Annotated in this window: 22 protein-coding genes; 1 reads left to right on the forward strand and 21 read right to left on the reverse strand. The window is 73.4% G+C overall.

Annotation, left to right across the window (positions count from 1 at the left end; all coding sequences use genetic code 11):
* Positions 1-171 precede the first annotated feature (171 nt).
* From VTA80_RS21030 to pyrR, 17 genes are all read right to left on the reverse strand, one after another.
* Positions 172-1,827, reverse strand: coding sequence for an RsmB/NOP family class I SAM-dependent RNA methyltransferase (locus tag VTA80_RS21030; RefSeq protein ID WP_407343005.1), 1,656 nt, complete (start codon positions 1,825-1,827; stop codon positions 172-174).
* Complete coding sequence (gene fmt, locus VTA80_RS21035; protein ID WP_407343006.1) at positions 1,824-2,774, reverse strand: methionyl-tRNA formyltransferase; 951 nt, start codon at positions 2,772-2,774, stop codon at positions 1,824-1,826. The genes VTA80_RS21030 and fmt overlap by 4 nt, the downstream gene beginning before the upstream one ends.
* A gap of 10 nt (positions 2,775-2,784) precedes the next feature.
* Complete coding sequence (locus VTA80_RS21040; RefSeq protein ID WP_407343007.1) at positions 2,785-3,555, reverse strand: HAD family hydrolase; 771 nt, start codon at positions 3,553-3,555, stop codon at positions 2,785-2,787.
* On the reverse strand, positions 3,552-5,192 hold the full coding sequence (locus VTA80_RS21045; RefSeq protein WP_407343008.1) for a primosomal protein N': 1,641 nt from the start codon (positions 5,190-5,192) through the stop codon (positions 3,552-3,554). The genes VTA80_RS21040 and VTA80_RS21045 overlap by 4 nt, the downstream gene beginning before the upstream one ends.
* A complete protein-coding gene (locus VTA80_RS21050; RefSeq protein ID WP_407343009.1) occupies positions 5,117-5,731 on the reverse strand; it encodes a hypothetical protein in 615 nt (204 codons plus the stop codon). The genes VTA80_RS21045 and VTA80_RS21050 overlap by 76 nt, the downstream gene beginning before the upstream one ends.
* Positions 5,732-5,834: 103 nt before the next feature.
* The gene (metK, locus tag VTA80_RS21055; protein ID WP_407343010.1) at positions 5,835-7,040 is read right to left on the reverse strand and encodes a methionine adenosyltransferase; all 1,206 of its coding nucleotides are present in this window, start codon (positions 7,038-7,040) and stop codon (positions 5,835-5,837) included.
* Between the two features lie 40 nt (positions 7,041-7,080).
* Complete coding sequence (locus VTA80_RS21060; protein ID WP_407343011.1) at positions 7,081-8,367, reverse strand: bifunctional phosphopantothenoylcysteine decarboxylase/phosphopantothenate synthase; 1,287 nt, start codon at positions 8,365-8,367, stop codon at positions 7,081-7,083.
* 30 nt (positions 8,368-8,397) lie between these two features.
* Positions 8,398-8,661 (reverse strand): DNA-directed RNA polymerase subunit omega, encoded by a 264-nt coding sequence (rpoZ, locus tag VTA80_RS21065; protein WP_407343012.1) that lies wholly within the window; start codon positions 8,659-8,661, stop codon positions 8,398-8,400.
* Positions 8,662-8,743: 82 nt separating this feature from the next.
* Positions 8,744-9,313, reverse strand: coding sequence for a guanylate kinase (gene gmk, locus VTA80_RS21070; RefSeq protein ID WP_407343013.1), 570 nt, complete (start codon positions 9,311-9,313; stop codon positions 8,744-8,746).
* 95 nt (positions 9,314-9,408) lie between these two features.
* Complete coding sequence (gene mihF / locus VTA80_RS21075) at positions 9,409-9,720, reverse strand: integration host factor, actinobacterial type (RefSeq protein ID WP_407343014.1); 312 nt, start codon at positions 9,718-9,720, stop codon at positions 9,409-9,411.
* A gap of 89 nt (positions 9,721-9,809) precedes the next feature.
* The gene (pyrF, locus tag VTA80_RS21080; protein WP_407343015.1) at positions 9,810-10,712 is read right to left on the reverse strand and encodes an orotidine-5'-phosphate decarboxylase; all 903 of its coding nucleotides are present in this window, start codon (positions 10,710-10,712) and stop codon (positions 9,810-9,812) included.
* A gap of 32 nt (positions 10,713-10,744) precedes the next feature.
* Positions 10,745-14,077 (reverse strand): carbamoyl-phosphate synthase large subunit, encoded by a 3,333-nt coding sequence (gene carB, locus VTA80_RS21085; protein WP_407343016.1) that lies wholly within the window; start codon positions 14,075-14,077, stop codon positions 10,745-10,747.
* On the reverse strand, positions 14,077-15,306 hold the full coding sequence (carA, locus tag VTA80_RS21090) for a glutamine-hydrolyzing carbamoyl-phosphate synthase small subunit (protein WP_407343017.1): 1,230 nt from the start codon (positions 15,304-15,306) through the stop codon (positions 14,077-14,079). Before carA ends, carB begins: the two co-directional genes overlap by 1 nt.
* A complete protein-coding gene (locus VTA80_RS21095) occupies positions 15,303-15,878 on the reverse strand; it encodes a hypothetical protein (RefSeq protein ID WP_407343018.1) in 576 nt (191 codons plus the stop codon). Before VTA80_RS21095 ends, carA begins: the two co-directional genes overlap by 4 nt.
* The gene (locus VTA80_RS21100) at positions 15,875-17,272 is read right to left on the reverse strand and encodes a dihydroorotase (RefSeq protein ID WP_407343019.1); all 1,398 of its coding nucleotides are present in this window, start codon (positions 17,270-17,272) and stop codon (positions 15,875-15,877) included. Before VTA80_RS21100 ends, VTA80_RS21095 begins: the two co-directional genes overlap by 4 nt.
* Positions 17,269-18,336, reverse strand: coding sequence for an aspartate carbamoyltransferase catalytic subunit (locus VTA80_RS21105; protein ID WP_407343020.1), 1,068 nt, complete (start codon positions 18,334-18,336; stop codon positions 17,269-17,271). The genes VTA80_RS21100 and VTA80_RS21105 overlap by 4 nt, the downstream gene beginning before the upstream one ends.
* Positions 18,333-19,001: a bifunctional pyr operon transcriptional regulator/uracil phosphoribosyltransferase PyrR gene (gene pyrR, locus VTA80_RS21110; protein ID WP_407343021.1), complete on the reverse strand. Its 669-nt coding sequence runs from the start codon at positions 18,999-19,001 to the stop codon at positions 18,333-18,335. Before pyrR ends, VTA80_RS21105 begins: the two co-directional genes overlap by 4 nt.
* 296 nt (positions 19,002-19,297) lie before the next feature.
* On the opposite strand from pyrR, the gene VTA80_RS21115 reads away from it, so the two are divergent.
* On the forward strand, positions 19,298-21,583 hold the full coding sequence (locus VTA80_RS21115) for a putative bifunctional diguanylate cyclase/phosphodiesterase (RefSeq protein WP_407343022.1): 2,286 nt from the start codon (positions 19,298-19,300) through the stop codon (positions 21,581-21,583).
* Here the strand turns inward: VTA80_RS21115 and nusB are convergent.
* The 4 genes from nusB to VTA80_RS21135 all read right to left on the reverse strand — a co-directional run bounded on the left by nusB (position 21,561) and on the right by VTA80_RS21135 (position 23,801).
* Entirely contained in the window at positions 21,561-21,977 is a 417-nt protein-coding gene (gene nusB, locus VTA80_RS21120; RefSeq protein ID WP_407343023.1) for a transcription antitermination factor NusB, read from the reverse strand. The genes VTA80_RS21115 and nusB overlap by 23 nt on opposite strands.
* A 1-nt stretch (position 21,978) precedes the next feature.
* Positions 21,979-22,542 (reverse strand): elongation factor P, encoded by a 564-nt coding sequence (gene efp / locus VTA80_RS21125; RefSeq protein ID WP_407343024.1) that lies wholly within the window; start codon positions 22,540-22,542, stop codon positions 21,979-21,981.
* Positions 22,543-22,656: 114 nt separating this feature from the next.
* Positions 22,657-23,067 (reverse strand): hypothetical protein, encoded by a 411-nt coding sequence (locus tag VTA80_RS21130; RefSeq protein ID WP_407343025.1) that lies wholly within the window; start codon positions 23,065-23,067, stop codon positions 22,657-22,659.
* A complete protein-coding gene (locus tag VTA80_RS21135; RefSeq protein WP_407343026.1) occupies positions 23,064-23,801 on the reverse strand; it encodes a hypothetical protein in 738 nt (245 codons plus the stop codon). Before VTA80_RS21135 ends, VTA80_RS21130 begins: the two co-directional genes overlap by 4 nt.
* Positions 23,802-23,980: the final 179 nt, after the last annotated feature.

The following is a 23,980-nucleotide window of genomic DNA, read 5'->3' on the forward strand; positions in this document are numbered from 1 at the left end:
GCACGGTGCAGGTGGGGCGGTTGGGTCCCGGCGCGGACGCCACGACTCGCCTGGCGTCACCTGCGCACCATGCTCCGCGCGGACGCACGGACGCACGGAGGTGCGGAGCTGCAACACGGAGCGTGCGGTCGGGCCGGGGTGCGGCCTGACCCTCGCGGCCGGACCGGGTGGTTACAGTGCGCGGCGCAGGAGGGTCAGGTGCATCGCGTCGGTGCCGTGGATGTGCGGCCAGAGCTGGATGTCCGGGCGCTCCCCCAACGGGATCTTCTGGCCGGCGATCCTGCGCACGGCCGGGCGCGCGTCGACCACCTCGACGTCGTCCCGCTTGCGCAGCACGTCCTTGATGACGAGCTGCGTCTCCGCCAGGTGCGGCGAGCACGTGACATACGCGACCACACCGCCGGGTCGCACCGCGGCGAGCGCCGAGGTGAGCAGCTCGCGCTGCAGCGTGCCGAGCTGGGCAAGGTCCGACGGCGTCCGGCGCCACCGCGCCTCGGGCCGTCGCCGCAGCGCACCGAGGCCCGTGCACGGCGCGTCGACGAGCACCCGGTCGTAGGCGTCCGGCTCGTCCTGCCCGATCAGGCGTCCGTCACCGGTGCGGATCTCCTCGATGGCGTCCGCCGGCAGCGCCGCGAGGGCGTGCTCGACGAGCCGCACACGGTGCGGGGTCACCTCGTTGGCGACCAACCGTGCGCCGCGCTCGTGCGCGACGGCGCCGAGCAGCGCGGCCTTGCCGCCGGGGCCCGCGCACAGGTCCAGCCAGCGCTCGTCCCGCTCCCCCAGCAGGGGTGCGACCGTCAGGGCAAGGGCGACGAGCTGGCTGGCCTCGTCCTGGACCGCGGCGGTGCAGTCCCGGACCGCCGGGATGACCCCGGGATCGCCACCGCTGAGCACCACGGAGGTCGAGGTCCAGCGCCCCCGGGCCCCGGCACCGCGGGTCTGATCGATCAGGTCCCCGGTGCGGATGAGACCCGGCCGGGCGACGAGCGTGACCAGCGGGGCGATGTTGTCCGCGCGCAGCAGCTCGCCGAGCTCGTCCGCCGACCGGCCGTTGCCGACCAGAGCCTCGCGCATGGCGCGGGTGACCCACAGCGGGTGGCTCTCGGTGACCGCGAGCCGCGCGACGGCGTCGGTGCCGGCGGGGTCGGCCACCTCACCGATCCGCTCCAGCCAGTTCTCGAGGGAGTCGCGCCCGACCGAGCGCAGAACGGCATTGACGAACTGCCCGCTGCCGACGCCGGTGCGCTCGCGCGCCAGCCCGACGGTCTCGGACACCGCCGCGTGGGCCGGTACCCGCATCCCGAGCAGCTGGTGCGTCCCGAGGCGCAGCAGGTCGAGGACCGGCGCCTCGATCTTGTCGAGCGTGCGCGCGGCGCAGATCTCGATGATCGCGTCGTACCGGCCGCGCAGGCGCAGCGTGCCGTACGCGAGCTCGGTCGCGAAGGCCGCGTCGCGACCGGAGATCCCCCGGTCTCGCAGCATCGGCGGCAGCACCAGGTTGGCGTACGAGTCCGACTCGTCGACGTCGCGCAGCACATCGAACGCCGCGTTGCGCGCCAGGTCCGTCCCCCGGCGTCGATCGCCGGGCGCGGCGGCGGTGTGGTGCCCCTGCCCGGTCGCCCGAGCCGCTCCCCGCTCGCGGCCGCGGCTGTCGCGGTGGCCGGCGTCGTCCGGTCGGGAGCCCGACCCTGAGCGTCCGGAGCTGCGGTTTTGCTGAGGTGTGCGCGCACCGTCGTCGCCGGCGCGGGCGGCGCTGCCATCGCGCATGGTTCCGTTATCACCGTTGGTCGTGAGGTCGGGGTGGTTGCCGTTCTCGGGAGCGCTCATGCCGCCACCTCCTGGATGCCAAGTACTGCATCGGGAGCCAGCCGGGCCCCGCGGGCCCAGTCGGCGGCGTTCATCGCGCGCTTGCCTGCGGCGGAGACCTCGCCCAGGGCAACGGCGTGGGTCGCGGTGCCGACGAGCACCTCGTCGCGGCCCACCCGCACCTCCCCCGGCGCCAGGTCGGTCACGTCGGGCCGCAGGCGGACCGGGCCGAGCTTGAGCCGGGCGCCCTCGGGCGTCGTCGTCCAGGGACCAGGAGCGGGGGTGCAGCCGCGGATCAGCCGATCGACCGCGTAGGCGGGATGGGTCCACCGGACCCGGGCGTCCTCGACCTCGAGGCGCGGCGCCTGGCTGACGCCGTCCGCGCTCTGCGCGATCGGGCTCGCGGTGCCGTCCTCGATCGCGTCGAGGGTCGCGACCAGGAGCGTGGCCCCGGCGACCGACAGCCGGGTGAGCAGATCGCCGGACGTGTCGCGCGGACGGATCGTCTCGGTGAGCATCCCGAAGACGGGACCGGTGTCCACCGGCCCCTGCTCGATCCGGAACGTCGTCGCGCCCGTGACCTCGTCGCCGGCGATGACGGCGCGCTGCACCGGGGCCGCGCCGCGCCACGCGGGGAGCACCGAGAAGTGCAGGTTGACCCAGCCGTGCGTCGGCACGTCGAGCACCGCGACCGGGAGGATCGCCCCGTACGCCACGACCGGCGCGCAGTCGACGGCGAGCTCGGCAAGCCGGGCCTGGAAGTCGGGATCCCGGGGGCTGCGTGGCGTGAGGACCTCGAGACCGGCGGCCTCGGCACGCTGCTTGACGGGGCTCGACACCAGGGTCCGGCCGCGACCGGCCCGCGCGTCAGGACGGGTCAGCACCGCGACCACCTCATGCCGGGAGCCGATCAGGGCCTCGAGGGCCGGCACGGCCACCTCAGGGGTTCCGGCGAAGAGCAGTCTCATTCGTCCCAGTCTAAGGGCGGGGCAGCGACGCCCCGACGGGCAGCCCGAGCGCCGCGAGGTCCCGACGCAGCGCCTCCGCCTGCGTGAACCACACCGCCCGGTACCCGGCATGCCGCGCCGCGGCGACGTTCACTTGCGAGTCGTCGATGAAGACCGTGCGACCCGGGTCGAGCGCGAAACGCTCGGCGAGCAGCGCGAAGATCCGCGGATCGGGCTTCGCGAGCCCCACCTGCCCGGACACGAGCACGCCCTCGAGCAGGCCGATCGCGGGCGCGGCAGGCACGGCATGGTGGTAGGTCTCGGCGGACCAGTTCGTGAGCCCGAGCAGCCGCACCCCGGCCGCCCCGAGGTCGCGGACCACCTGCTCGGATCCCGCCACCGGCCCCGGCAGCGCGGCCGCGAAGTGCTCCAGGTACAGGTCGACGGCGCGGACGTGCTCCGGGAACCGGCGGGCCACGTCGGCGCGTGCCTGCGTCCAGGTCCGGCCGGCGTCCTGACGGGCGTTGAAGGCGGGGAAGTCGATGTCCGCGAAGAAGCGATCAACCTCGATGCGCTCCATCCGGCCGACGAACGCCCGGTACGGGTCCCAGCGCACCAGGACGTTCCCCAGGTCGAACACGACGGCCTCGATCCCACCGACCCGGTCCGCGCCGACCACCCCCGCGACAGCCACCACCCCCGCGGGATCAACCAAACCCGCGGGATCGACCAACCCCGCCGCGCCGACCACTCCCCCAGCGTCGGCACCCACCGGGCCCGGCCGCACCTCGAGCGGGTTCACAGCATCTCCTTCGGGTCGAGCTGGACCCGGACGGTCCCGCCCTCACGGCGGGCGCTGCGCACGGCCGACGACGCGGCCAGCGCCGCGGCGAGCGCATCGCCGGCCACCAGCGGCGCGCGCACGATCGCCCGGACAGGCTGGTCGAGGGTCCCAGGCTGCGGCTTCGACGTGGCGGCCGACGGCGCGTCGTCGACGACCACCGGCCCGAGCACGTCCGCACCCGCGGGCAGGTCGAGGCGCGCGAGGAAGGCGGCGACGGCGTCCCGCGACCCGGTCACCGCGCCGACGCGGACGGCTGGCGGCAGCGCGAGCTCGGACCGTTCGGCGAGCTCGCGCTCGGCGAAGCCGACCGGGTCCCAGCGCACGAGAGCCTGGGTTGGCGCGGGCGCAGCGTCCCCCACCAGCAGGACGACCCCGGACGGGCGCACGAGCGCCGCGGCGGTCAGCCAGCGGTGCACCGCCTCCTCCCCCGTGCGCAACGACACGCGCGCGGTGGACACCGCGGCGTCGAGCAACAGCGCCGCGGCGTAGCCGCCGTCGGCCACCGGCTCGGCGCCGGGCGTGGCCACGACAAGGGCCGGTCGGCCGTCCACACGCGCCAGCACGCCGCCGGTGGCACCCGCCCCGGAGACCCGCACGGTGACCCCCGCGAACGCCCGGCCGAGCTCCTCCGCCGTGCGGTCCGAGCCGACCCGGACCGAGCGCAGCGCCGCGCTGCCGCACTCCGGGCACCGCCACGCGGTGGCAAGCGCGCCGCACCACGTGCACTGCGGGACGCCGGCCGACGATCCGAGGGCGAGCGGCCCGTGGCACGCGCCGCACCGCGCCACCGTGCGGCAGCGCTCGCACGCGACCACGGGCAGGTACCCCGCGCGCGGCACCTGCACCAGCACGGGGCCGACGGCGAGCGCCTCGCGGGCGACCCGCCAGGCCTCGCCCGGTAGCCGAGCCGCACCGGCGGCACCCTCCCGGGCCAGCTCGATCGACGTCAGGGCGCGCACCCGCGGGGTGCGCTGCCGCACGGTCGCGCGGTCGGCCTGCAGCGGCTGGGCCCAGCCGGACACCACCATCGCCTGCGCCTCGGTCGACCGCGCGTGCCCCCCGATCAGCGCGGCGCACCCGGACTGCTCCGAGCGCAGCGCGAGCACCTCGCGCACATGCGGATAGGGCGCGCGCGGTTCGGCGTGCAGGTCGTCGAGGTCGTCCCAGCACACGACCAGGCCGAGGGTCTGCACCGGAGCGAAAGCGGCGGCCCGCGTGCCGATCACGACCCGCGCCTGACCGCGGAGCACCGCGAGGAACGAGCGGTACCGCTGCGCGGGCCCGTCGTCGGCGGCGAGCCGCGCGAAGCCGCCCTCCGTGCCCGGGGCCCACGCCGGCAGCCCCGCCGACTCGAGCGCCGCGGCGACGAGGTCCCCGTCCCGCGCGTCGGGCACGACGACGAGCGCCCCTCGCCCGCTGATCGTGGTCGCCACGACGGCCTGCGCGATCGCGTCCGCCCACCCGCGGCCCGGCTCCCCCGGCAGCGCGCTCCAGATCGCGCGCGGGCCGTGCCCGGCACTCAGGTGCGCGAGAAACGCCGCGCCGCCGCGGTGGTCCACCCAGGCCGTGCCCGGCGGCGTCGGCCCGGCGAGCACCTCTGCTCCGGGCGCCGCCAGAGCCGCTCCACCAGCGACGACGCTCTCGCCCCCGCGCCCACTCCCCCAGCCGGTCCGCCCAGGGACGCCTCCGCCTCGACGCGGGCGTGCCGCGGCGGGATCGCGAGCCGCAGCACGTCGGCGAGGGTGCCGGCGTACCGGTCGGCGACCGCGCGCGCGAGCCGTCGGACGGCCGGCGTCAGCACGACCTCGCCCGAGACCACCTTGCGCAGCGGCACGAGCTCGCCGTCGTGCTCGGCCGTCTCGACGCGCTCGAGCAGGAACCCGTCGACGTCCTGGCGGCCGAACCGCACCTTGACGCGGGTGCCGGGCAGCGCCACGTCGTCGAGCGCGGCGGGGACCAGGTACTCGAACGGCCGGTCGAGGTGCGCGGGCGGCAGGTCGATGCAGACCCGCGCGACGGGCAGCCGCTCGGCGATCTCGACCGCCACGGCCGACCGCGGCCGCCGCGCCGCCCGCGGCCCAGGCAACCCGGCGAGGGTCAGCTGCACGCCGTCGGGAAGGTCTGTCGCCGTCACCGTCCCCCTCGCAACGCCACCTGGATCCACAACCGCCACCCCACCACTACCCACCGACACTGCCGGGTCGTCGTCCCCAGCCCCGGGACGGTCGGCCGGAGGACTACTTCAGCTGCGACTGCAGGTCGGCGACGCGGTCGGCGCGCTCCCAGGTGAAGTCCGGGAGCTCGCGGCCGAAGTGGCCATAGGCCGCCGTGCGCTGGTAGATCGGGCGCAGCAGGTCCAGGTCGCGGATGATCGCCGCCGGCCGCAGGTCGAACACCTCGCGGATCGCGGCGGTCAGCCGGGCCACCGGCACGGTCTCGGTCCCGAAGGTCTCGACGTACAGCCCGACGGGGTGCGCGCGGCCGATCGCGTACGCGACCTGCACCTCGCAGCGGCGCGCGTACCCGGCGGCGACCACGTTCTTCGCCACCCACCGCATCGCGTACGCCGCGGAGCGGTCCACCTTCGAGGGGTCCTTGCCGGAGAACGCGCCGCCGCCGTGCCGGGCCATGCCGCCGTAGGTGTCGACGATGATCTTGCGGCCGGTCAGCCCGGCGTCGCCCTGCGGCCCGCCGACGACGAAGGTCCCGGTCGGGTTGACCAGCAGCTCATGGTGGCTGGTGTCGATGTCGACGAGCTCGAGCACGGGCTTCACAACGTGCTCGGCGATCTCCGGCAGCAGCTGGACGAGCTGGACGTCGGGGTCGTGCTGGGTCGACAGCACGAGCGTCTCGAGGCGCACCGGGCGGTCGCCGTCGTACCCGATGGTGACCTGGGTCTTCCCGTCGGGACGCAGCCCAGAAACGATGCCCTCCTTGCGGACCAGCGCGAGCCGTTCCGCCAGCCGGTGCGCGAGCCAGATCGGCAGCGGCATCAGCTGCGGCGTGTCGTCGCTCGCGTACCCGAACATCAGGCCCTGGTCGCCGGCGCCCTGCGCGTCGAGCGGGTCGGCGAAGCCGAGGCTCGCGTCGTGCCGCAGCTCCCACGCCTTGTCGACGCCCTGGGCGATGTCGGGCGACTGGGCGCCGATCGACACCGAGACGCCGCACGAGTCGCCGTCGAACCCGATCCGGGACGAGGTGTACCCGATGGCCCGCACCACCTGGCGCACCACCTGCGGGATCTCGACGTACGCGCTCGTGGTGACCTCGCCGGCGACGTGCACCAGGCCGGTCGTGACCATCGTCTCGACGGCGACGCGGGCGGCGGGGTCCTGCTCGAGCAGCGCGTCCAGGATCGCGTCCGAGATCTGGTCGCACACCTTGTCGGGGTGCCCCTCGGTCACGGACTCGGACGTGAACTGGCGTAGATCAGCAGCGGTCATGCGCACCAGCGTAGTAGGGACCCGGCCGGGGCCGGACGCGTCAGCCGAGCCGGCCGACCGCGTCCCAGACGGCGTCGGCGACCTGCTCCTTGGTGCCCGCGGCGGCGCCGAGGACCGATCCGTCGCGGTCGAGGATCGTGACCGCGTTGTCGAGGGTGCCGAACCCGAGCCCGTCGCCGACGGCGTTCACCGCGAGCAGGTCGGCGCCCTTGCGGCGCGCCTTGGCCTGCCCGTACTCGAGCACGCCCGCGACGTCGTCTCCGGTCTCGGCGGCGAAACCGACCACGACCTGCCCGGGTCGCAGCCGGGCGGCGGCCAGCTCCGCGAGGATGTCCGGGGTCGCCTCGAGCTGGATCGGCTCGATGACGCCGTCCGGGCGCTTCTTGACCTTGTGCCCGGCGGCTCCCACCGGCCGGAAGTCCGCCACGGCGGCGGCCATGACGACGACGTCGGCCGTCACCGCTGCGGCCCGCACCGCGTCCCGCAGTTGGTCGGTGGTCTCGACGACCACGACGTCGACCCCGGGCGGGGGGTCGAGCGTCACGTTGGCGGCCACGAGCGTGACGCGGGCACCGCGAGCACGTGCCGTGCGGGCGAGCGCGTAACCCTGCCGGCCGGAGGACCGGTTCCCGAGGTACCGCACCGGGTCGAGCGGCTCGCGCGTGCCCCCGGCGGAGATCACGACGTGCCGCCCCGCGAGGTCCTGCTCGACGAGGTCCCGCTCAACCAGGTCCCGCTCAACGAGGTCCTGCTCGACCGGCCGGGACGACGGCGACTCGTCGTCCTGGTCGGCGTCCGGTCCGGCGTCGACCAGCGCCAGGGCAGCCGCGGCGATCTCGGCGGGCTCGGGCAAGCGCCCGGGCCCGGTGTCCGCGCCCGTCAGCCGGCCCGACGCCGGGTCGAGCACGTGCACGCCGCGGGCGCGCAGGGTCGCGACGTTCGCGCGGGTGGCGGGGTGGTCCCACATCTCGGTGTGCATGGCCGGGGCCATCAGCACCGGGCAGCGCGCGGTCAGCAGGGTGGAGGTGAGCAGGTCGTCGGCGCGCCCGGTCGCAGCCCGGGACAGCAGGTCCGCGGTCGCCGGTGCGACGATCAGCAGATCGGCGTGCTGGCCGAGCGCCACGTGCGGCACGTGCGCGACGTCGTCGAAGACGTCGGGGCTGGCGGACTGGCCGGACAGCGCCTCCCACGTGGGTCGCCCGACGAACTCGAGCGCCGCGCGGGTGGGGACGACCCGCACGTCGTGCCCGGCCTCCCGCAGGAGCCGCAGCAGCAGGACCGCCTTGTACGCGGCGATCCCGCCGGCAACCCCCAGGACGATGCGCACTGAAGCCCCCGTCCGCCCCCTGACCTCAGATCAGGATTCGATCGGGGTGATGGTCAGCAGACCCTCGTTGATCTCGCGCATAGCGATCGAGAGCGGCTTCTCCTGCGGGCGGGTCTCGACGAGCGGCCCGACGTACTCGAGCAGGCCCTCGTTGAGCTGGGAGTAGTAGGCGTTGATCTGGCGCGCGCGCTTGGCGGCGTAGATCACGAGGGCGTACTTGGAGTCGGCCTTCTCGAGCAGCTTGTCGATGGGCGGGTCAGTGATGCCGATCGGTGCTGCGACAGTTCCGGACACATGGACTCCTGATGTTTCGATGCGTGTTTTGCTCGCGTGCGCTCACTACCTGTGCGCACGCCGGGTGGACCAGCGAAAGAGTCTACCGGTTGACGAGGCCCATTACCTGGATGAGCTCGTCTGTGGCACGTCGCACATCGTCGTTGACGATCACGACGTCGAACTCCGGCTCGGCCGCGAGCTCGATCCGGGCCGTGGCGAGGCGTCGTTCGCGCTCGGCGGCGTCCTCGGTGCCCCGCCCGACCAGGCGGCGCTCGAGCTCCTCCCAGGACGGCGGCTTGAGGAACACGAACCGCGCGTCCGGCATGGTCTTGCGGACCTGACGTGCGCCCTGCAGGTCGATCTCGAGCAGCGCGGCCTCGCCGGCGGCGAGGCGCTGGACGACGGCCGCGCGCGGGGTGCCGTAGCGGTTGACGCCGTGCACGCGGGCCCATTCGAGCAGCTCACCGCCGGCGACCATCCGGTCGAACGTCTCCTCGGAGACGAAGTGGTAGTGCACGCCGTCGATCTCCCCGGGACGCGGGTGGCGGGTCGTCGCGGAGACCGACAGCCACACCTCCGGGTGCCTCGCGCGGATGTCAGCGGAGACGGTTCCCTTGCCGACAGCGGTCGGTCCGGCGAGGACGGTAAGCCGGGCTGGCGTCGGCGTCATAGGTGGGGCGGTGCTCCTGAGGGGGTTCGTGCGGGGAGTGCGGGGAAGATGATGCGGCGGGCGCGCGCGACGTTGCGCGGGCCCGCCGCGACGGATCAGCCGAAGCGCTCGACGAGAGCCTTGACCTGGTGCGGGCCGAGGCCGCGCACGCGGCGCGTCTCGGAGATCCCGATCTCGGCCATGATGGCGCGCGCCTTGACCTTGCCAACCCCCGGCAGGGACTCGAGCAGCGCGACGACCTTGAGCTTGCCGATGACGTCATCCTGCTGGCCCTGCGCGATGACGTCAGACAAGGAACCTTGCGAGTACTTCAGACGATTCTTGACCTCGGCTCGAGCCTGCCGCGCTGCGGTGGCCTTGAGGAGGGCGGAAGCGCGTTGTTCGGGGGTGAGCGGCGGGAGTGCCACGGACAAGTCACCTCATCATTGAAAGGGGCAGAACGTGCATCGAACCTAGCGATCCGCGTGCCCGGGGGCAACGCGAGGACCCCAGTATCTCAGCGCAGCGCACCGGTTGCGACGACAGTCGCCTCGCGCGCGGCCGCACGCAGCGCCGCCACGCCCGGACCAGCGGCGAGGACCCCCCGGGACGTCGACGCGAGCACCGCCCGGCGCGCGGTCCCGAAGACCGCCTGGAGCTCCGCGGCACCCGCCCCCTGGGCGCCGATCCCGGGGGCGAGCAGGGGTCCGCGCACGGCGGCAAGATCGATCCCGAGGCGCGCGACGGCGTTCCCGATCGTCGCGCCGACGACGAGGCCGATCGACCCCAGCGTTCCCCCGTGCGCAGCCAGCTCGGCCGCGTTGAGCTCGCCCACCGCGGCGGCGATCGCGCCGGCCACGCTGCGCGGCGCCGTCGCTGCCGCTGCCCCCGCGACCGCAGGGCCGACGGCGTGCTGCACGCTCGCCCCCTCGGGGTTGGAGGTCAGGGCGAGCACGAACAGGCCGCGCCCGGTGGCGAGCGCGGTCTCGATCGCGGGCGCGAGCGACCCGAAGCCGAGGAACGGCGAGACGGTCAGCGCGTCCCCGGCCAGCGCCGAGGAGTCCCGCAGGTACGCGTCGGCGTAGGCCGCCATGGTCGAGCCGATGTCGCCGCGCTTGGCATCGACGATCACGATCGTTCCGGCCTCACGGCCGGCCGCGATGACCTCCTCGAGGACGGCGATGCCCGCCGAGCCGTGCCGCTCGAACAGGGCGGACTGCGGCTTGACCGCGGCGACCTCCCCGCGCACGGCGTCCAGCACCCGCCGGGAGAACTCCCGCAGGCCGCGGGCGTCGTCGGGCAGGCCCCACGCGGCGAGCAGCCCCGGGTGCGGGTCGATCCCGACGCACAGCGGGCCGTGCGCGTCCATCGCGGCCGCCAGGCGCGCGCCGAAGGGCACGGTGTGCAGCGCAGAGCGCACAGCGCCGCTGTCAGGCGTGCTCCGAGGGGCGCTCACAGGGCGGCGACGGCGTGGGCGGCCCGACGGACGGCGGCCTCGGCGTCGTGCTCCTGCAGGCTCTTGACGTCGAAGGGGCCGGCCAGCTCGGCCTCGATGCCCTGCACCGCCGCACCGAGCTGCTGCACCGTGGTCACGATCGCCTTGTCGGCCGCCGTGGTGGCGGTCCGGATCTCGTAGCCGTCGACGCGCGCACCCTGTCCGGAGGGGGTGTTGATCACCATGTCGACCTCGCCGGCCCGGATGAGGTCGACGATCGTCGGCTCGCCGTTCGGACCGCGCCCCGAGGAGTGCTTGCGCACCACGCGGGACGGGATCCCGCTGCGGCGCAGCACGCCCGCGGTGCCCTCGGTCGCGAGGATCTCGAACCCGAGCTCGACCAGCCGCTTGATCGGGAACACGATCGCGCGCTTGTCCCGGTCGGCCACGGAGATGAACACCGTGCCCGACAGCGGCAGCCCGCCGTACGCCGCGGCCTGGGACTTGGCGAACGCCGTCGGGAAGTCGACGTCGAACCCCATGACCTCGCCGGTCGACTTCATCTCCGGGCCGAGCACCGTGTCGACGACCATGCCGTCGGTGGTGCGGAACCGCTTGAAGGGCAGCACGGCCTCCTTGACGGCGATGGGCGCGTCCAGGTCGAGCAGGCCGCCGTCGCGCAGGGGAAGCACGCCGGAGGCGCGCAGGTCGGCGATAGTGTGGCCGGCCATCACCAGCGCGGCGGCCTTGGCGAGCGAGACGCCGGTCGCCTTGGACACGAACGGCACGGTCCGCGACGCGCGCGGGTTGGCCTCCAGGACGTACAGCACGTCGCTGACCAGGGCGAACTGCACGTTGAGCAGGCCGAGCACGCCGACCCCCCGGCCGATCGCCTCGGTCGAGCGACGGATGCGCGCGAGCTCGGTGTTGGACAGCGTGACCGGCGGCAGCACGCACGCCGAGTCGCCGGAGTGGATCCCGGCCTCCTCGATGTGCTCCATCACGCCGCCGAGGAACATCTCGGTGCCGTCGAACAGCGCGTCGACGTCGATCTCGATCGCGTCGTCGAGGAACCGGTCGATGAGCAGCGGCGCGGTGGACCCGGCGGGGGCGCCGTGCGCCTCGTCGAACGCGCGCCCGACGTAGTGGGCCAGCTGACCGTCGGAGTAGACGATCTCCATCCCGCGCCCGCCGAGCACGTACGACGGGCGCACCAGGACCGGGTAGCCGATCGAGGTGGCGACCTCCAGGGCCTGCTCGGGCGTGGTGGCCACGCCGAACGCGGGCGCGGGCAGGTTGGCCTCGGCGAGCACCTTGCCGAACACGCCGCGGTCCTCCGCGGAGTCGATAGCCTCCGGCGTCGTTCCCAGGATCGGCAGGCCGGCGTCGGCCAGTCGCTGCGCGAGCGACAGGGGCGTCTGCCCGCCGAGCTGCACGATGATGCCGGCGACCGGGCCGGCGGTCAGCTCGGCCTCGTAGACCTCGAGGACGTCCTCGAAGGTGAGCGGCTCGAAGTACAGCCGGTCGGAGGTGTCGTAGTCGGTCGAGACGGTCTCGGGGTTGCAGTTGACCATCACGGTCTCGAACTCGCCGCGCAGCGCGAGCGCCGCGTGCACGCACGAGTAGTCGAACTCGATGCCCTGGCCGATGCGGTTGGGGCCCGAGCCGAGGATCAGGATGGCCGGGCGCGTGCGCGGGTGCACCTCGGTCTCCTCGTCGTAGGACGAGTAGTGGTACGGCGTGCTCGCGGCGAACTCGGCCGCGCACGTGTCGACGGTCTTGAACACCGGGCGCACGTGCAGCACGTGCCGGGTGAGGCGGACCGCGTCCTCGCTCATGCCGCGGATCTGCGCGATCTGCACGTCGGACAGGCCGTGCCGCTTGGCGTGGACCAGCACGGCCGCGGTGAGCTCGCGCGCGGCCCCCGTCGCCGCGGCGACCTCGTTTACCAGCTGGATCTGGTCGAGGAACCACGGGTCGATGCCGGTGGCGGCGTAGACGTCCTCGAGGGACACCCCGGCCCACAGGACCTGCTGGACGTCGATGAGGCGGTGCTCGGTCGGCCGGGAGATCGTCGCGAGCAGCGCGGCCAGCGGCTCTCCGGTGAGCGGGACGCCGTCCCACGCGAAGACCGAGCCCTTCTTGTCGATCGACCGCATCGCCTTGCCGAGGGCCTCGGTGAAGTTGCGGCCCAGGGCCATGGCCTCGCCGACGGACTTCATCGTGGTGGTGAGCGTGTCGTCGGCGGCCGGGAACTTCTCGAACGCGAACCGCGGGACCTTGACCACGACGTAGTCGAGCGTGGGCTCGAAGCTCGCGGGGGTGGACCCGGTGATGTCGTTGGGGATCTCGTCGAGGGTGTAGCCGACGGCCAGGCGCGCGGCGATCTTCGCGATCGGGAACCCGGTCGCCTTGCTCGCCAGCGCGGAGGACCGCGACACGCGCGGGTTCATCTCGATCACGACGACGCGACCCGTGTCCGGGTGCACCGCGAACTGGATGTTGCAGCCGCCGGTGTCGACGCCGACCTCGCGGATCACCGCGATGGCGATGTCGCGCAGGTGCTGGAACTCGCGGTCGGTCAGCGTCAGCGCGGGGGCCACGGTGACCGAGTCGCCGGTGTGCACGCCGACCGGGTCGACGTTCTCGATCGAGCAGACGACCACGACGTTGTCCGCGCGGTCACGCATCAGCTCGAGCTCGTACTCCTTCCAACCGATGATGGACTCCTCCAAGAGCACCTCGGTGGTCGGCGAGTAGTGCAGGCCCTGGCCGGCGATCTGGCGCAGACCGGCCTCGTCGTACGCGATCCCGGAGCCGAGCCCGCCCATGGTGAAGGAGGGGCGGACCACGAGCGGGTAGCCGAGCACCCCGGCCGCCTCGATGCACGCGTCGAGCGTGTGCGCGATCAGCGAGGTCGCGACCTCGGCGCCGCAGCGCTCGACTACGCCCTTGAACAGCTGGCGGTCCTCCGCGAGGTTGATCGAGCGGATGTTTGCGCCGATCAGCTCGACGCCGTACTCGACCAGGACCCCGGCCTCGTCGAGCGCGATGGCCGCGTTGAGCGCGGTCTGCCCGCCGAGGGTCGGCAGCAGCGCGTCGGGGCGCTCCTTGGCGATGATCGTGGTGAGCACCGCGGTGGTGATCGGCTCGATGTAGGTGGCGTCGGCGAACTCGGGGTCGGTCATGATCGTGGCCGGGTTGGAGTTGACCAGGATGACCCGGATGCCCTCGTCGCGCAGGACGCGGCACGCCTGCGTCCCGGAGTAGTCGAACTCCGCGGCCTGGCCGATGACGATCGGGCCGGACCCGATCACGAGGACGCTGGAGATGTCGGTACGGCGGGGCATCAGGCGTGGTCCTTCGCGGTGGTCATCAGGTCGAGGAAGCGGTCGAAGAGGTACGCGGCGTCGTGCGGGCCCGCGGCGGCCTCCGGGTGGTACTGCACCGAGAACGCCGGCAGGTCGAGCGCGTGCAGGCCCTCCACGACGTCGTCGTTGAGGCCGACGTGGCTGACGACGACCCGGCCGTAGCGACCGCCGTCGTGCGGGGCGACGGACTCGCCCGTGCGCGGCGCGTCGACCGCGAAGCCGTGGTTGTGCGCGGTGATCTCGACCTTGCCGGTCGCACGGTCCAGGACCGGCTGGTTCACGCCGCGGTGGCCGTACGCGAGCTTGTACGTGCCGTAGCCGAGCGCGCGGCCGAGGATCTGGTTGCCGTAGCAGATGCCGAAGAACGGGATCCGCCGGTCGAGCACCTCGCGCAGCAGCGTGACCTCGTGGGTCGCCGCGGCCGGGTCGCCCGGGCCGTTGGAGAAGAACACGCCGTCGGGCGCGATCGCCTCGATCTGTTGAATAGTCGACGTCGAGGGCAGCACGTGCACGCGGATGCCGCGCTCGGCCAGGCGCTTGGGGGTCATGGCCTTGATGCCGAGGTCGACCGCCGCGACGGTGGCGACCGGGGTGGCGAGCGGGGCGCCGTCGGGCCCGAGGGCCTCGACCACGTAGGCGACGTCGGTGGAGACCTCGCCGGCCAGGTCGGTGCCGGCCATCAGGGGTGCGGCGGCCACGACGGCGAGCAGCGCCGCGACCGGGCGGCGCGTGCCGTCGGCCTGGGTGAGCTCGGCGCCGGAGAAGATGCCGGCGCGCATCACGCCGCGCTCGCGCAGGTGCCGGGTCAGCGCGCGGGTGTCGATGCCGCTGATGCCCACGACGTGCTGCGCGACGAGGTCGTCGTCGAGCGTGCCGGTGGCCCGCCAGCTCGACGGACGGCGCGCGGGGTCGCGCACGACGAAGCCGGCGACCCAGATCCGGTCGGACTCGGCGTCGTCGGCGTTGACGCCGGTGTTGCCGATGTGCGGCGCCGTCATGACGACGATCTGGCGGTGGTACGAGGGGTCGGTGAGCGTCTCCTGGTACCCGGTCATGCCGGTGTTGAACACGATCTCGCCGACCGTGGCGCCGCGGGCGCCGTACGCCTGCCCGGTGAACACGCGGCCGTCCTCCAGGACGAGCACCGCCGGGCCTGCGGGGGCGGGTGCGGCCGCGGGCTGGGTCGCGGGGTCGATCGGGTGACTCATTGCACTCCTTCGTTGCGCGCGCCGCGGTCCGGGGCGCGCGTCGGTTCGGACGGCGGCACGGGGCTGCCCGCGAGGGCGCCCGCCGCTTCGATCAGCAGGGCGCGGTCGGCCGCGTGGCGCACCCGCAGCCCGGTCGTGAGCTCGACCCCGTCCGCTCCGGGGGCCTGCCAGGTGAGCGCGGTCAGGCCCTCGTGGCCGACGACCTTGCCCGCGATCCCGGACGCCGTCCCGACGGCGCGCACCGCGGCCGCCGGGAGGTACAGGTCCGGCGCGCCGGCGCGCTCGATCAGCACCCCGGCGTCGAACACCCGCACGACGGCGGCCGCCCGGGCCCCCAGACCGTGCGCCGCGATGCGGTCGAGCCAGTCGCTGGCGAGCGTGGTCGAGACGTAGGTCGCGTCGATCGGCGCGGTCAGCGCCGCGCCGAGCGCGTCGTCGTCCGCCGGCACCGGGTACAGCTCGGGCACGACGGCGGAGCTGCGGATCGCGCGATGCCGCCAGCCGGTCCACATCGCGAACAGGACCGCGACGCCGATGACGGCCAGGACGATGGCGGACTCGGTCGGCGTCACAGGGGGGTCCGCACGGAGGCCACGACGGCGCGACCGCCGTCGGGCAGCGGGGCGTCGCGCGGGACGGGCTGGCCGTCGAACACCGTGGCGCGGCCGCGCAGGAATGTCGCCACGACCCGGCCGGGCAGCTCACGCCCGCGGAACGGGGAGTTCGCGCTGGCGGTGGCCTGCTTCTCGGGGACCACGGTCCAGCGCGCGGCCGGGTCCACGAGGGTCAGGTTCGCCGGTTCGCCGACCGCGATCGGGCGGCCCTGCGGGAGGTCGCCGTCGGTGATGCGGCCGATCGCGGCGGGCGCGCTCGACATGACCCGGGCGACGTCGGCCCAGGTGAGGCGGCCGGTGTCGACCATGGTCTGCTGCACGACGCTGAGCGCGGTCTCGAGGCCGGTCATGCCGTTGGCCGCGGCCGCCCACTCGCAGTCCTTGTCCTCGCGCGTGTGCGGCGCGTGGTCGGTCGCGACGATGTCGATCGTGCCGTCGGCCAGGCCGGCGCGGACCGCCTCGACGTCGGCCGCGGTCCGCAGCGGCGGGTTGACCTTGAAGATCGGGTCGTAGCCGCGCGCGAGTTCGTCCGTGAGCAGCAGGTGGTGCGGGGTGACCTCGGCGGTGACGGCGATCCCCCGGGCCTTGGCCCAGCGGATGAGGTCGACCGAGCCCGCGGTGGACAGGTGGCACACGTGCAGGCGCGAGCCCACGTGCTCGGCGAGCAGCACGTCCCGCGCGATGATCGCCTCCTCGGCGACCGCCGGCCAGCCCGCGAGCCCGAGCTCGGCCGACACGACGCCCTCGTGCATCTGGGCGCCGGCGGTCAGCCGCGGTTCCTGCGAGTGCTGCGCGATGACGCCGTCGAACGCCTTGACGTACTCCAGCGCGCGGCGCATGAGCACCGGGTTGGCCACGCACATGCCGTCGTCGGAGAACACGCGGACACGCGCGGCGGAGGCCGCCATCGCGCCCAGCTCGGCGAGGTGGTCGCCGGCGAGCCCGACGCTCACGGCACCGACCGGGTGCACGTCGACCCAGCCCGCGTCGCGGCCCAGGCGCCACACCTGCTCGACGACGCCCGCGGTGTCCGCCACCGGCGTGGTGTTGGCCATCGCGTGCACCGAGGTGAACCCGCCGAGCGCGGCGGCCCGGGTACCGGACTCGACCGTCTCGGCGTCCTCACGGCCGGGCTCGCGCAGGTGCACGTGCAGGTCGACCAGGCCGGGCAGGGCGATGAGGCCGCTGCCGTCGACCTCGACGACGGTGCTCGTGGTGGTGCTGGCGTCGACAGCAGCAGCAACTGCGGCGGTGCCGATAGCCGCGATGACGCCGTCGGCGAGCAGCAGATCGGTGGGCTCGCCGCCGAGCGGGGCGACGCCCCGGAGCACAAACCTCGTCGAGCCGGTCACGCGATCGCCGTCCTTTCGTCTGCAGTTCGCTGTCCGGCCGTTTCGGTGCCCGCTGTGCCGGATGTGCCGGCGGTATCCCCCGCCAGCAGCAGGTACAGCACCGCCATCCGGACGGCCACCCCGTTCGCCACCTGCTCGACGATCACCGCGCGCGGCGAGTCCGCGGCGTCGGCGGAGATCTCGAGCCCGCGGTTCATCGGGCCGGGGTGCATCACGATGGCGTGCTCCGGCAGGAGCGCCAGCCGCCGCGCGTCCAGGCCGAAGCCGCGCGTGTACTCGAGCGGGTTCGGGAAGAACGCGCCTCCCCCGGCGCCGCCCGCGCTCATCCTCTCGCGCTGCACGCGGAGCATCATGATCGCGTCCGGCTGCTGGTCGCGGATCACCTCGTCCAGGTGGTACGAGACCCGGCAGGGCCACGCCTCGACCCCGACGGGCACGAGCGTCGGCGGCGCGACGAGCGTGACGTCGGCCCCGAGCGTGCGCAGCAGCAGCACGTTGGAGCGGGCCACCCGGGAGTGCAGCACGTCCCCGACGATGGCGATCTTGAGCCCGGCCAGGTCGCGACCGGTCGGATCGAGCTGCCCGATGGCGCCCGCGCCGGCCGCGCCGGCCACCGCGAGGTGCCGACGGATCGTGAACGCGTCCAGCAGCGCCTGCGTCGGGTGCTGGTGGGTGCCGTCCCCGGCGTTGATCACGGCGCCGTCCACCCAGCCGGAGTGAGCCAGGGTGTGCGGCGCGCCCGAGGACTGGTGACGCACGACGACGGCGTCGGCCCCCATGGCCTGGAGCGTGAGGGCCGTGTCCTTGAGGGACTCGCCCTTGGACACGCTGGAGCCCTTGGCGGAGAAGTTGATGACGTCGGCCGAGAGCCGCTTCGCGGCGGTCTCGAACGAGATCCGGGTGCGGGTGGAGTCCTCGAAGAACAGGTTGATCACGGTGCGCCCGCGCAGGGTGGGCAGCTTCTTGATCTCGCGCGACTGGGTCGCGGCCATCTGCGCGGCGGTGTCGAGGATGTGGACGGCGGCAGACCGGTCGAGGTCGGCGGTCGAGAGCAGGTGCCTCATCGGGACTCTCCTTCGATGAACACGGCGTCCTCGCCGTCGGTCTCCGCGAGCAGCACGCGGACCTTCTCGGACTGGGAGGTGGGCAGGTTCTTGCCGACGTAGTCGGGGCGGATCGGCAGCTCGCGGTGCCCGCGGTCGACGAGCGCGGCGAGCTGGACCGCACGCGGCCGGCCGAGGTCGCTGATCGCGTCGAGTGCGGCGCGGATGGTCCGGCCGGAGTACAGGACGTCGTCGACCAGGACGACGACGCGTCCGTCGATGCCCGCCGCAGGCAGCCGCGTGGCGCCGATCGTGCGGGTGGGGTGCTTGTGCAGGTCGTCGCGGTACATCGTCACGTCGAGGCTGCCGACGAGGTCGGCCGCGACCAGGTCGGGCTCGACGGCGGCGAGCCGGTCGGCCAGGCGCAGCGCGAGCGGCAGGCCGCGGGTCGGTATGCCGAGCAGGACGAGGTCGGCGCCACCGTGGTTGCGCTCGAGGATCTCGTGCGCGATGCGCGTCAGCGCCCGGGCGATCTCGGGCGCGCCGAGGACGAGCCGGGAGCCAGGGGGTGCGTTCGTCGCGGCGGGGGCGTCAGGTGCGCCGGTGCCTGCAGGTTGCTCGACATGTCCGGTCGAGAACGGGTCGTTCGGGGTAGCAGCGTTCGGGTTTACGGGGCCAGAGCTCATCTGGCGACCTCCTTCCCCGCCTCACAGGACGGGTCATTAAAGGAATGTCTGACGGCGGCGATCCTACCGCCCCTCCGACCCCCACCGGCCCCCGGACCGACCGCCCCGCCGAACCCCCGCTACCGGCCCCGACCCGCTGAGCACTTGCCGTTTCCTGAAGAATCGGTGTGTCTTGCGGGCCGGGACCTCTGGAAGTCGCGGATCTTGCCGGGTTGGCGGGACAGAAGTGGGTGAAACAGACAGACAGGACGGCTGAGGCGGTTAAGGAAAGTCGCATTCGTGCCGATAGCGCCTCGGTGGACGATAACGCCGGGATCCTGGCGGCCGTGGCGCAGTGCGTCGCGGCCGGATTCATCAGCGGTCTGAGCTTCCAGCACCTGACCTCGTGGCGCGGCGATCGCAGCAACCGCGGTGCGTTCTGGCTGATGGCGTGGTCGGCGACCCTCGCGCTGCTCTTCGGGGTCAACGCGGTGCTGCCGATGCTGCCGGCCGGTCCGCTCGACGGCGCGGCACTGTTCGCGCGGTCGCAGCTGCTCGCGGCCTCCGTCCTGCTCGCCCTGCCGACCGTGCGCAGCTTCACCCGCGGGCACGCGATCCGCCCGTATGTCCTGGTGGCCGGTACCCTGTTCGGAGTCCGGGCCCTGCTGTGGCTCACCACCGACGCCGTCTCCGCGCACACCGCGATCAACGGCGTGCCGCAGTACGGCCCCCTGCTCGTCGTGACGTTCTTCATTCCGGCCGGGATCGTCGCCTGGTACGTCGCGCGGTCGACGATGCGCATGCCCGCCATCCGTGTCCGGTACACCCTGCAGCTCGCCGGCAGCCTGAGCGTGGTCGGGCTCCTGGCGACGTACCTTATTCCACGCGGCCACATCGCCGAGCTGACGACGAGCCTGTGGGCGGTCCCGCTGGTGGCCGCCCTGCAGGGGATGGACATGCTCCGGATCCGCACGACCGAGAAGAGCGTGCACCGCCAGCACGAGCTCCGCGAGGTGCTCGCCGACGTCGGCCGGGCGGCCTGGTTCGCCACCGACCGGCACGAGCTGCTCGCGCTGGCCGAGACCGCGGCACGCGACCAGGTCGGGGACCCCTCCCTGTCGGGGTCGATGCTGGCCCTGCCCGGTGGCCGTTTCCAGACGCGGTTCGACCGCTCCCCCGGCCCGACGCTCGCCCCGGACACCGCGACGCGCGACTTCCTCGACGACCTGTGCGAGATCGTCACCGTCGCGGCCGAGCGGATGCGGCTCGCCGAGAACCTGCGCGCCGCGGCCTTCACCGACGCGCTCACCCAGTTGCCCAACCGGCACGCGCTCGAGCTGCACCTGGTGCACGCGCTCGAACGTGCGGCCGCGTCCGGCACCCGGCTCGCCGTCCTGTACTGCGACATCGACGGGTTCAAGCAGGAGAACGATCAGCACGGGCATTCCTGGGGCGACGAGCTGCTGCGCCGCACGGCCGGCCACGTGCGCGCGAGAGGGCCGGAGGTCCACTTCGCGGCGCGCTTCGGTGGCGACGAGTTCGTCGTCGTGCGCGAAGACGTCCGCTCGCGCGACGACCTCGTGCACCTCGCCCACCGGATCCGCTCCGAGCTCGACCTCACCGGCACCGACCAGATCGCGCCGCTGATCTCGGTCGGGGTGGCGATCTGGGAGCCCGGCGACGACACGACCCCGGAGGTCCTGCTGCGGCAGGCCGACACCGCCATGTTCGAGGGCAAGCGCAGCCGCGTGGGCGTCGTGGTGTTCGACGACGTCCTGCGCGCCCAGATGGTCGCCGAGCAGAACCTGCGGCGTGAGCTCGACGACGCGATGGCGCGCGGCGAGTTCGAGATGTACTTCCAGCCGATCGTCGACTCCGCCACGCTCGAGATCGTCAGCACGGAGGCCCTGGTGCGCTGGCACCACCCGGACGGCCTGCGGATGCCCGGCGAGTGGCTGCCGTTCGCGGAGGAGACCGGCCTGATCGTGCCGATCGGCCGCCACCTCGTGCGCGCCGCCCGGGCCGGATCGCGACGTCTCGGCCTGCCGGTCGCGGTCAACGTCGCGGCCCGTCAGCTCGCCGAACCGGGGTTCGTGGCGGGCCTGCGCGAGGACTGGGGCGACGCCGACTGGCACCTGCTGACCCTCGAGATCACCGAGAGCGCGCTGCTGCAGGACCTCGACCACGTGATCGAGTCGCTGACGACGCTCCGCGCGCTCGGCGTGCGCGTCTCGATCGACGACTTCGGGACCGGGTACAGCTCCTTCGCGCGCCTGGCGAAGCTCCCGGTCGACGTGCTGAAGATCGACCAGGCCTTCGTGCGGGACCTCGGCGAGCCCGGCGGGATCGCCGTCGTGCGGGCGATCGTCTCGCTCGCGCAGGCCTACGAGCTGGACATCATCGCCGAGGGGGTCGAGCGGGCCGACCAGCTCGAGGCGCTGATCGGCCTCGGCGTGCCCCAGCTCCAGGGCTTCCTGCTCGGGCGCCCGACGTCGCCCGCCTCGCTGCCGGTGGTGCTGTCTGGCGCGAGCTTCGGCGGCACAGACGGCCGGGTCGAGCTGGTCGGTCCGCGCGAACCGATCAGGCGAGGATCGTCGGCTTGAGGTCGACGATCCGGCCGAGCAGCCCGTTGACGAACACCGGCGAGTCGTCGGTCGACAGGGACCGGGCGAGCTCGACCGCCTCGTCCACCGCGACGGCGTCGGGCACATCGTCGTTGTAGAGGACCTCCCACGTGCCGATCCGCAGCAGCGCGCGGTCGACCGCGGGCATCCGCTCGAGCGTCCACCCGTGCGCGTGGGTGGCGAGCAGCTCGTCGATGCGTTCCTGCTCCGCCACCACCCCCTCGACGATGTCGACCGAGTACTGCGGCAGCGACGTCTGCGTGCCCGACTCCCGGATCCGCTCCGCGAGCAGGACTATCGGTTCCAGCTGGCGCTGCTCGGCCTCGAACAGGACGTCGAGCGCGCGCTTGCGTGCCTTGGTGCGAGCTCCCACGTCAGTCGTTCACGCGACCCAGGTAGCCGCTGTCGCGGGTGTCGACCTTGACCCGGGTGCCCTGCTCGATGAAGAGCGGGACCTGGATCTCGTGGCCGGTCTCGAGCGTGGCGGGCTTGGTGCCGCCGGTGGAGCGGTCGCCCTGCAGGCCGGGCTCGGTGTAGGTGACCTCGAGCACGACGGACGGGGGCAGCTCGACGTACAGCGGCGAGCCCTCGTTGGTGGCGACCAGAACTGTCTGGTTCTCGAGCAGGAAGCGCGTCGCGTCGCCGACCGTGACCTCGGGGACCGTGATCTGGTCGAAGTTCGAGGTGTCCATAAAGACGTAGTCGTTGCCGTCCTTGTACAGGTACTGCATGTCGCGCTTGTCGACGTTCGCGGTCTCGATCTTCAGACCGGCGTTGAAGGTCTTGTCGACGACCTTGCCCGACAGCACGCTCTTGAGCTTGGTGCGGACGAACGCGCCACCCTTGCCCGGCTTGACGTGCTGGAAGTCGATGACGGTCCAGAGCTGGCCGTCGATCTTGAGCACGGTGCCGTTCTTCAGGTCATTCGTGGTGGCCACGGGTGGCTGCTTCCTGTCGAGTTGAGAATGTGCGGGGCGGCTCCGCCCGCGAGGGCTCGGCGCCAGACCGGCAACGATTCTAGCGTGCCGGGCCTGCGGGTTCGGATCGGGCGGTCACGCCGTGATGATCGCGCCACCCAGGATCAGCCATCCGGCGAGCCCGACGGCGGACGCCCACACCATCGACGCGAGCGTGCCGATGACGAACCGCTCGGACGCGGCGGGGTGCTTGTGCAGCTCGGGGTACCGGCCCAGGCCCTTGATGGCGATGACGAACGCGATCGCGGCCGGGTAGCCCGCGAGCAGCGCGCCGGTCACCGCGATCCGCTCGAGCACGCCGATCCACGTGCCGCCGCGCAGCGCAGCCTGGGGCCCCTCGCCGTTCGGTCCGGCCTCACCGGTGCCGTCCCCGGCGTCGGGCGACCGGGACGCGAGCCGCAGCACGATCCCGGTGAGGAACCAGCCGCCGAATACGGAGACCGCCAACGCTCCGACGACGACGAGCGCCGCGAGCCATCCGTTCACGTCTCCACCTTCCGTTCGACCTGCGTCGTTTCAACCACCGGGTCGTGCTGCCTTCCGCCCTGCTCACTCTCGCCGTGCCCCGCCCCGGACGGATCGCCTGGTCGCGTCCCCGCCGCGATCAGCAGCCGCGCCGCCAGCGGCCGCGCCGCGAGCTCCTCGGCCCACAGCGCCGTGCGCAGCCGCTGGCTGACCGCCTGCTGGCTGACCCCCAACCGGTGCGCCACATCCTGCTGCCTGCCACCCACACGCCCGGGCACCCCTGGTGCCCGCAGTGCGTCGATGACCTCCCAGCCGGCCGCCGTCCGCCGCTCCCCCACGGCCGCGACCAGGGTGAGGACCGCCTCGGCGTCGGCCGCCGACGCGCGATCGGCGCCCTCGACGGCCAGCGGCACCGCCCGCACCCGGCTCTTCGCCCGCTCGACCGCGACCCGCGCGGCCACGAACGCGTCCCCCGAGCCCGCGCGCGACGTCGGCGGCAGCGGCTCGTCGACCGGTCCGGCGCCGATCCCCACGGTCCAGCCCCCGCGCCGCAGCACGGTGAGCGCGAGGTCGACGACGACGTCGGCGTCGTCCAGGACGGCCTGCACCTCGTCCCCAACCGTCCGCTCGAACGGCCGCACGAACCCGGGAGCCCCGGCGGCCGTGAGCGGTGCGGACGCGAACGCGGCGAGAAGCCCGTCGACGCGGTCCCCCACGACCCGGCTCCCCTGCTGATCGATCGTCAGAACGAACATGCAACAAACCTAGACCCTGGTTCGATCCAGAACAAGCCCCAGAGTTTGTTCTCTCTCCCACAAGGCCCGCACCAGGCGAACCTCGCACCCCCTCCACCCCCCTCGCGCGCCCCTCCCCACCCCGACCGCCGGTTTCCAGAGGATCCGGTGCACGCGGTGAGCAGTTCTCTCAGAGAACC

This window comes from Pengzhenrongella phosphoraccumulans, assembly GCF_045689905.1.
Classification (GTDB): Bacteria; Actinomycetota; Actinomycetes; order Actinomycetales; family Cellulomonadaceae; genus Pengzhenrongella; species Pengzhenrongella phosphoraccumulans.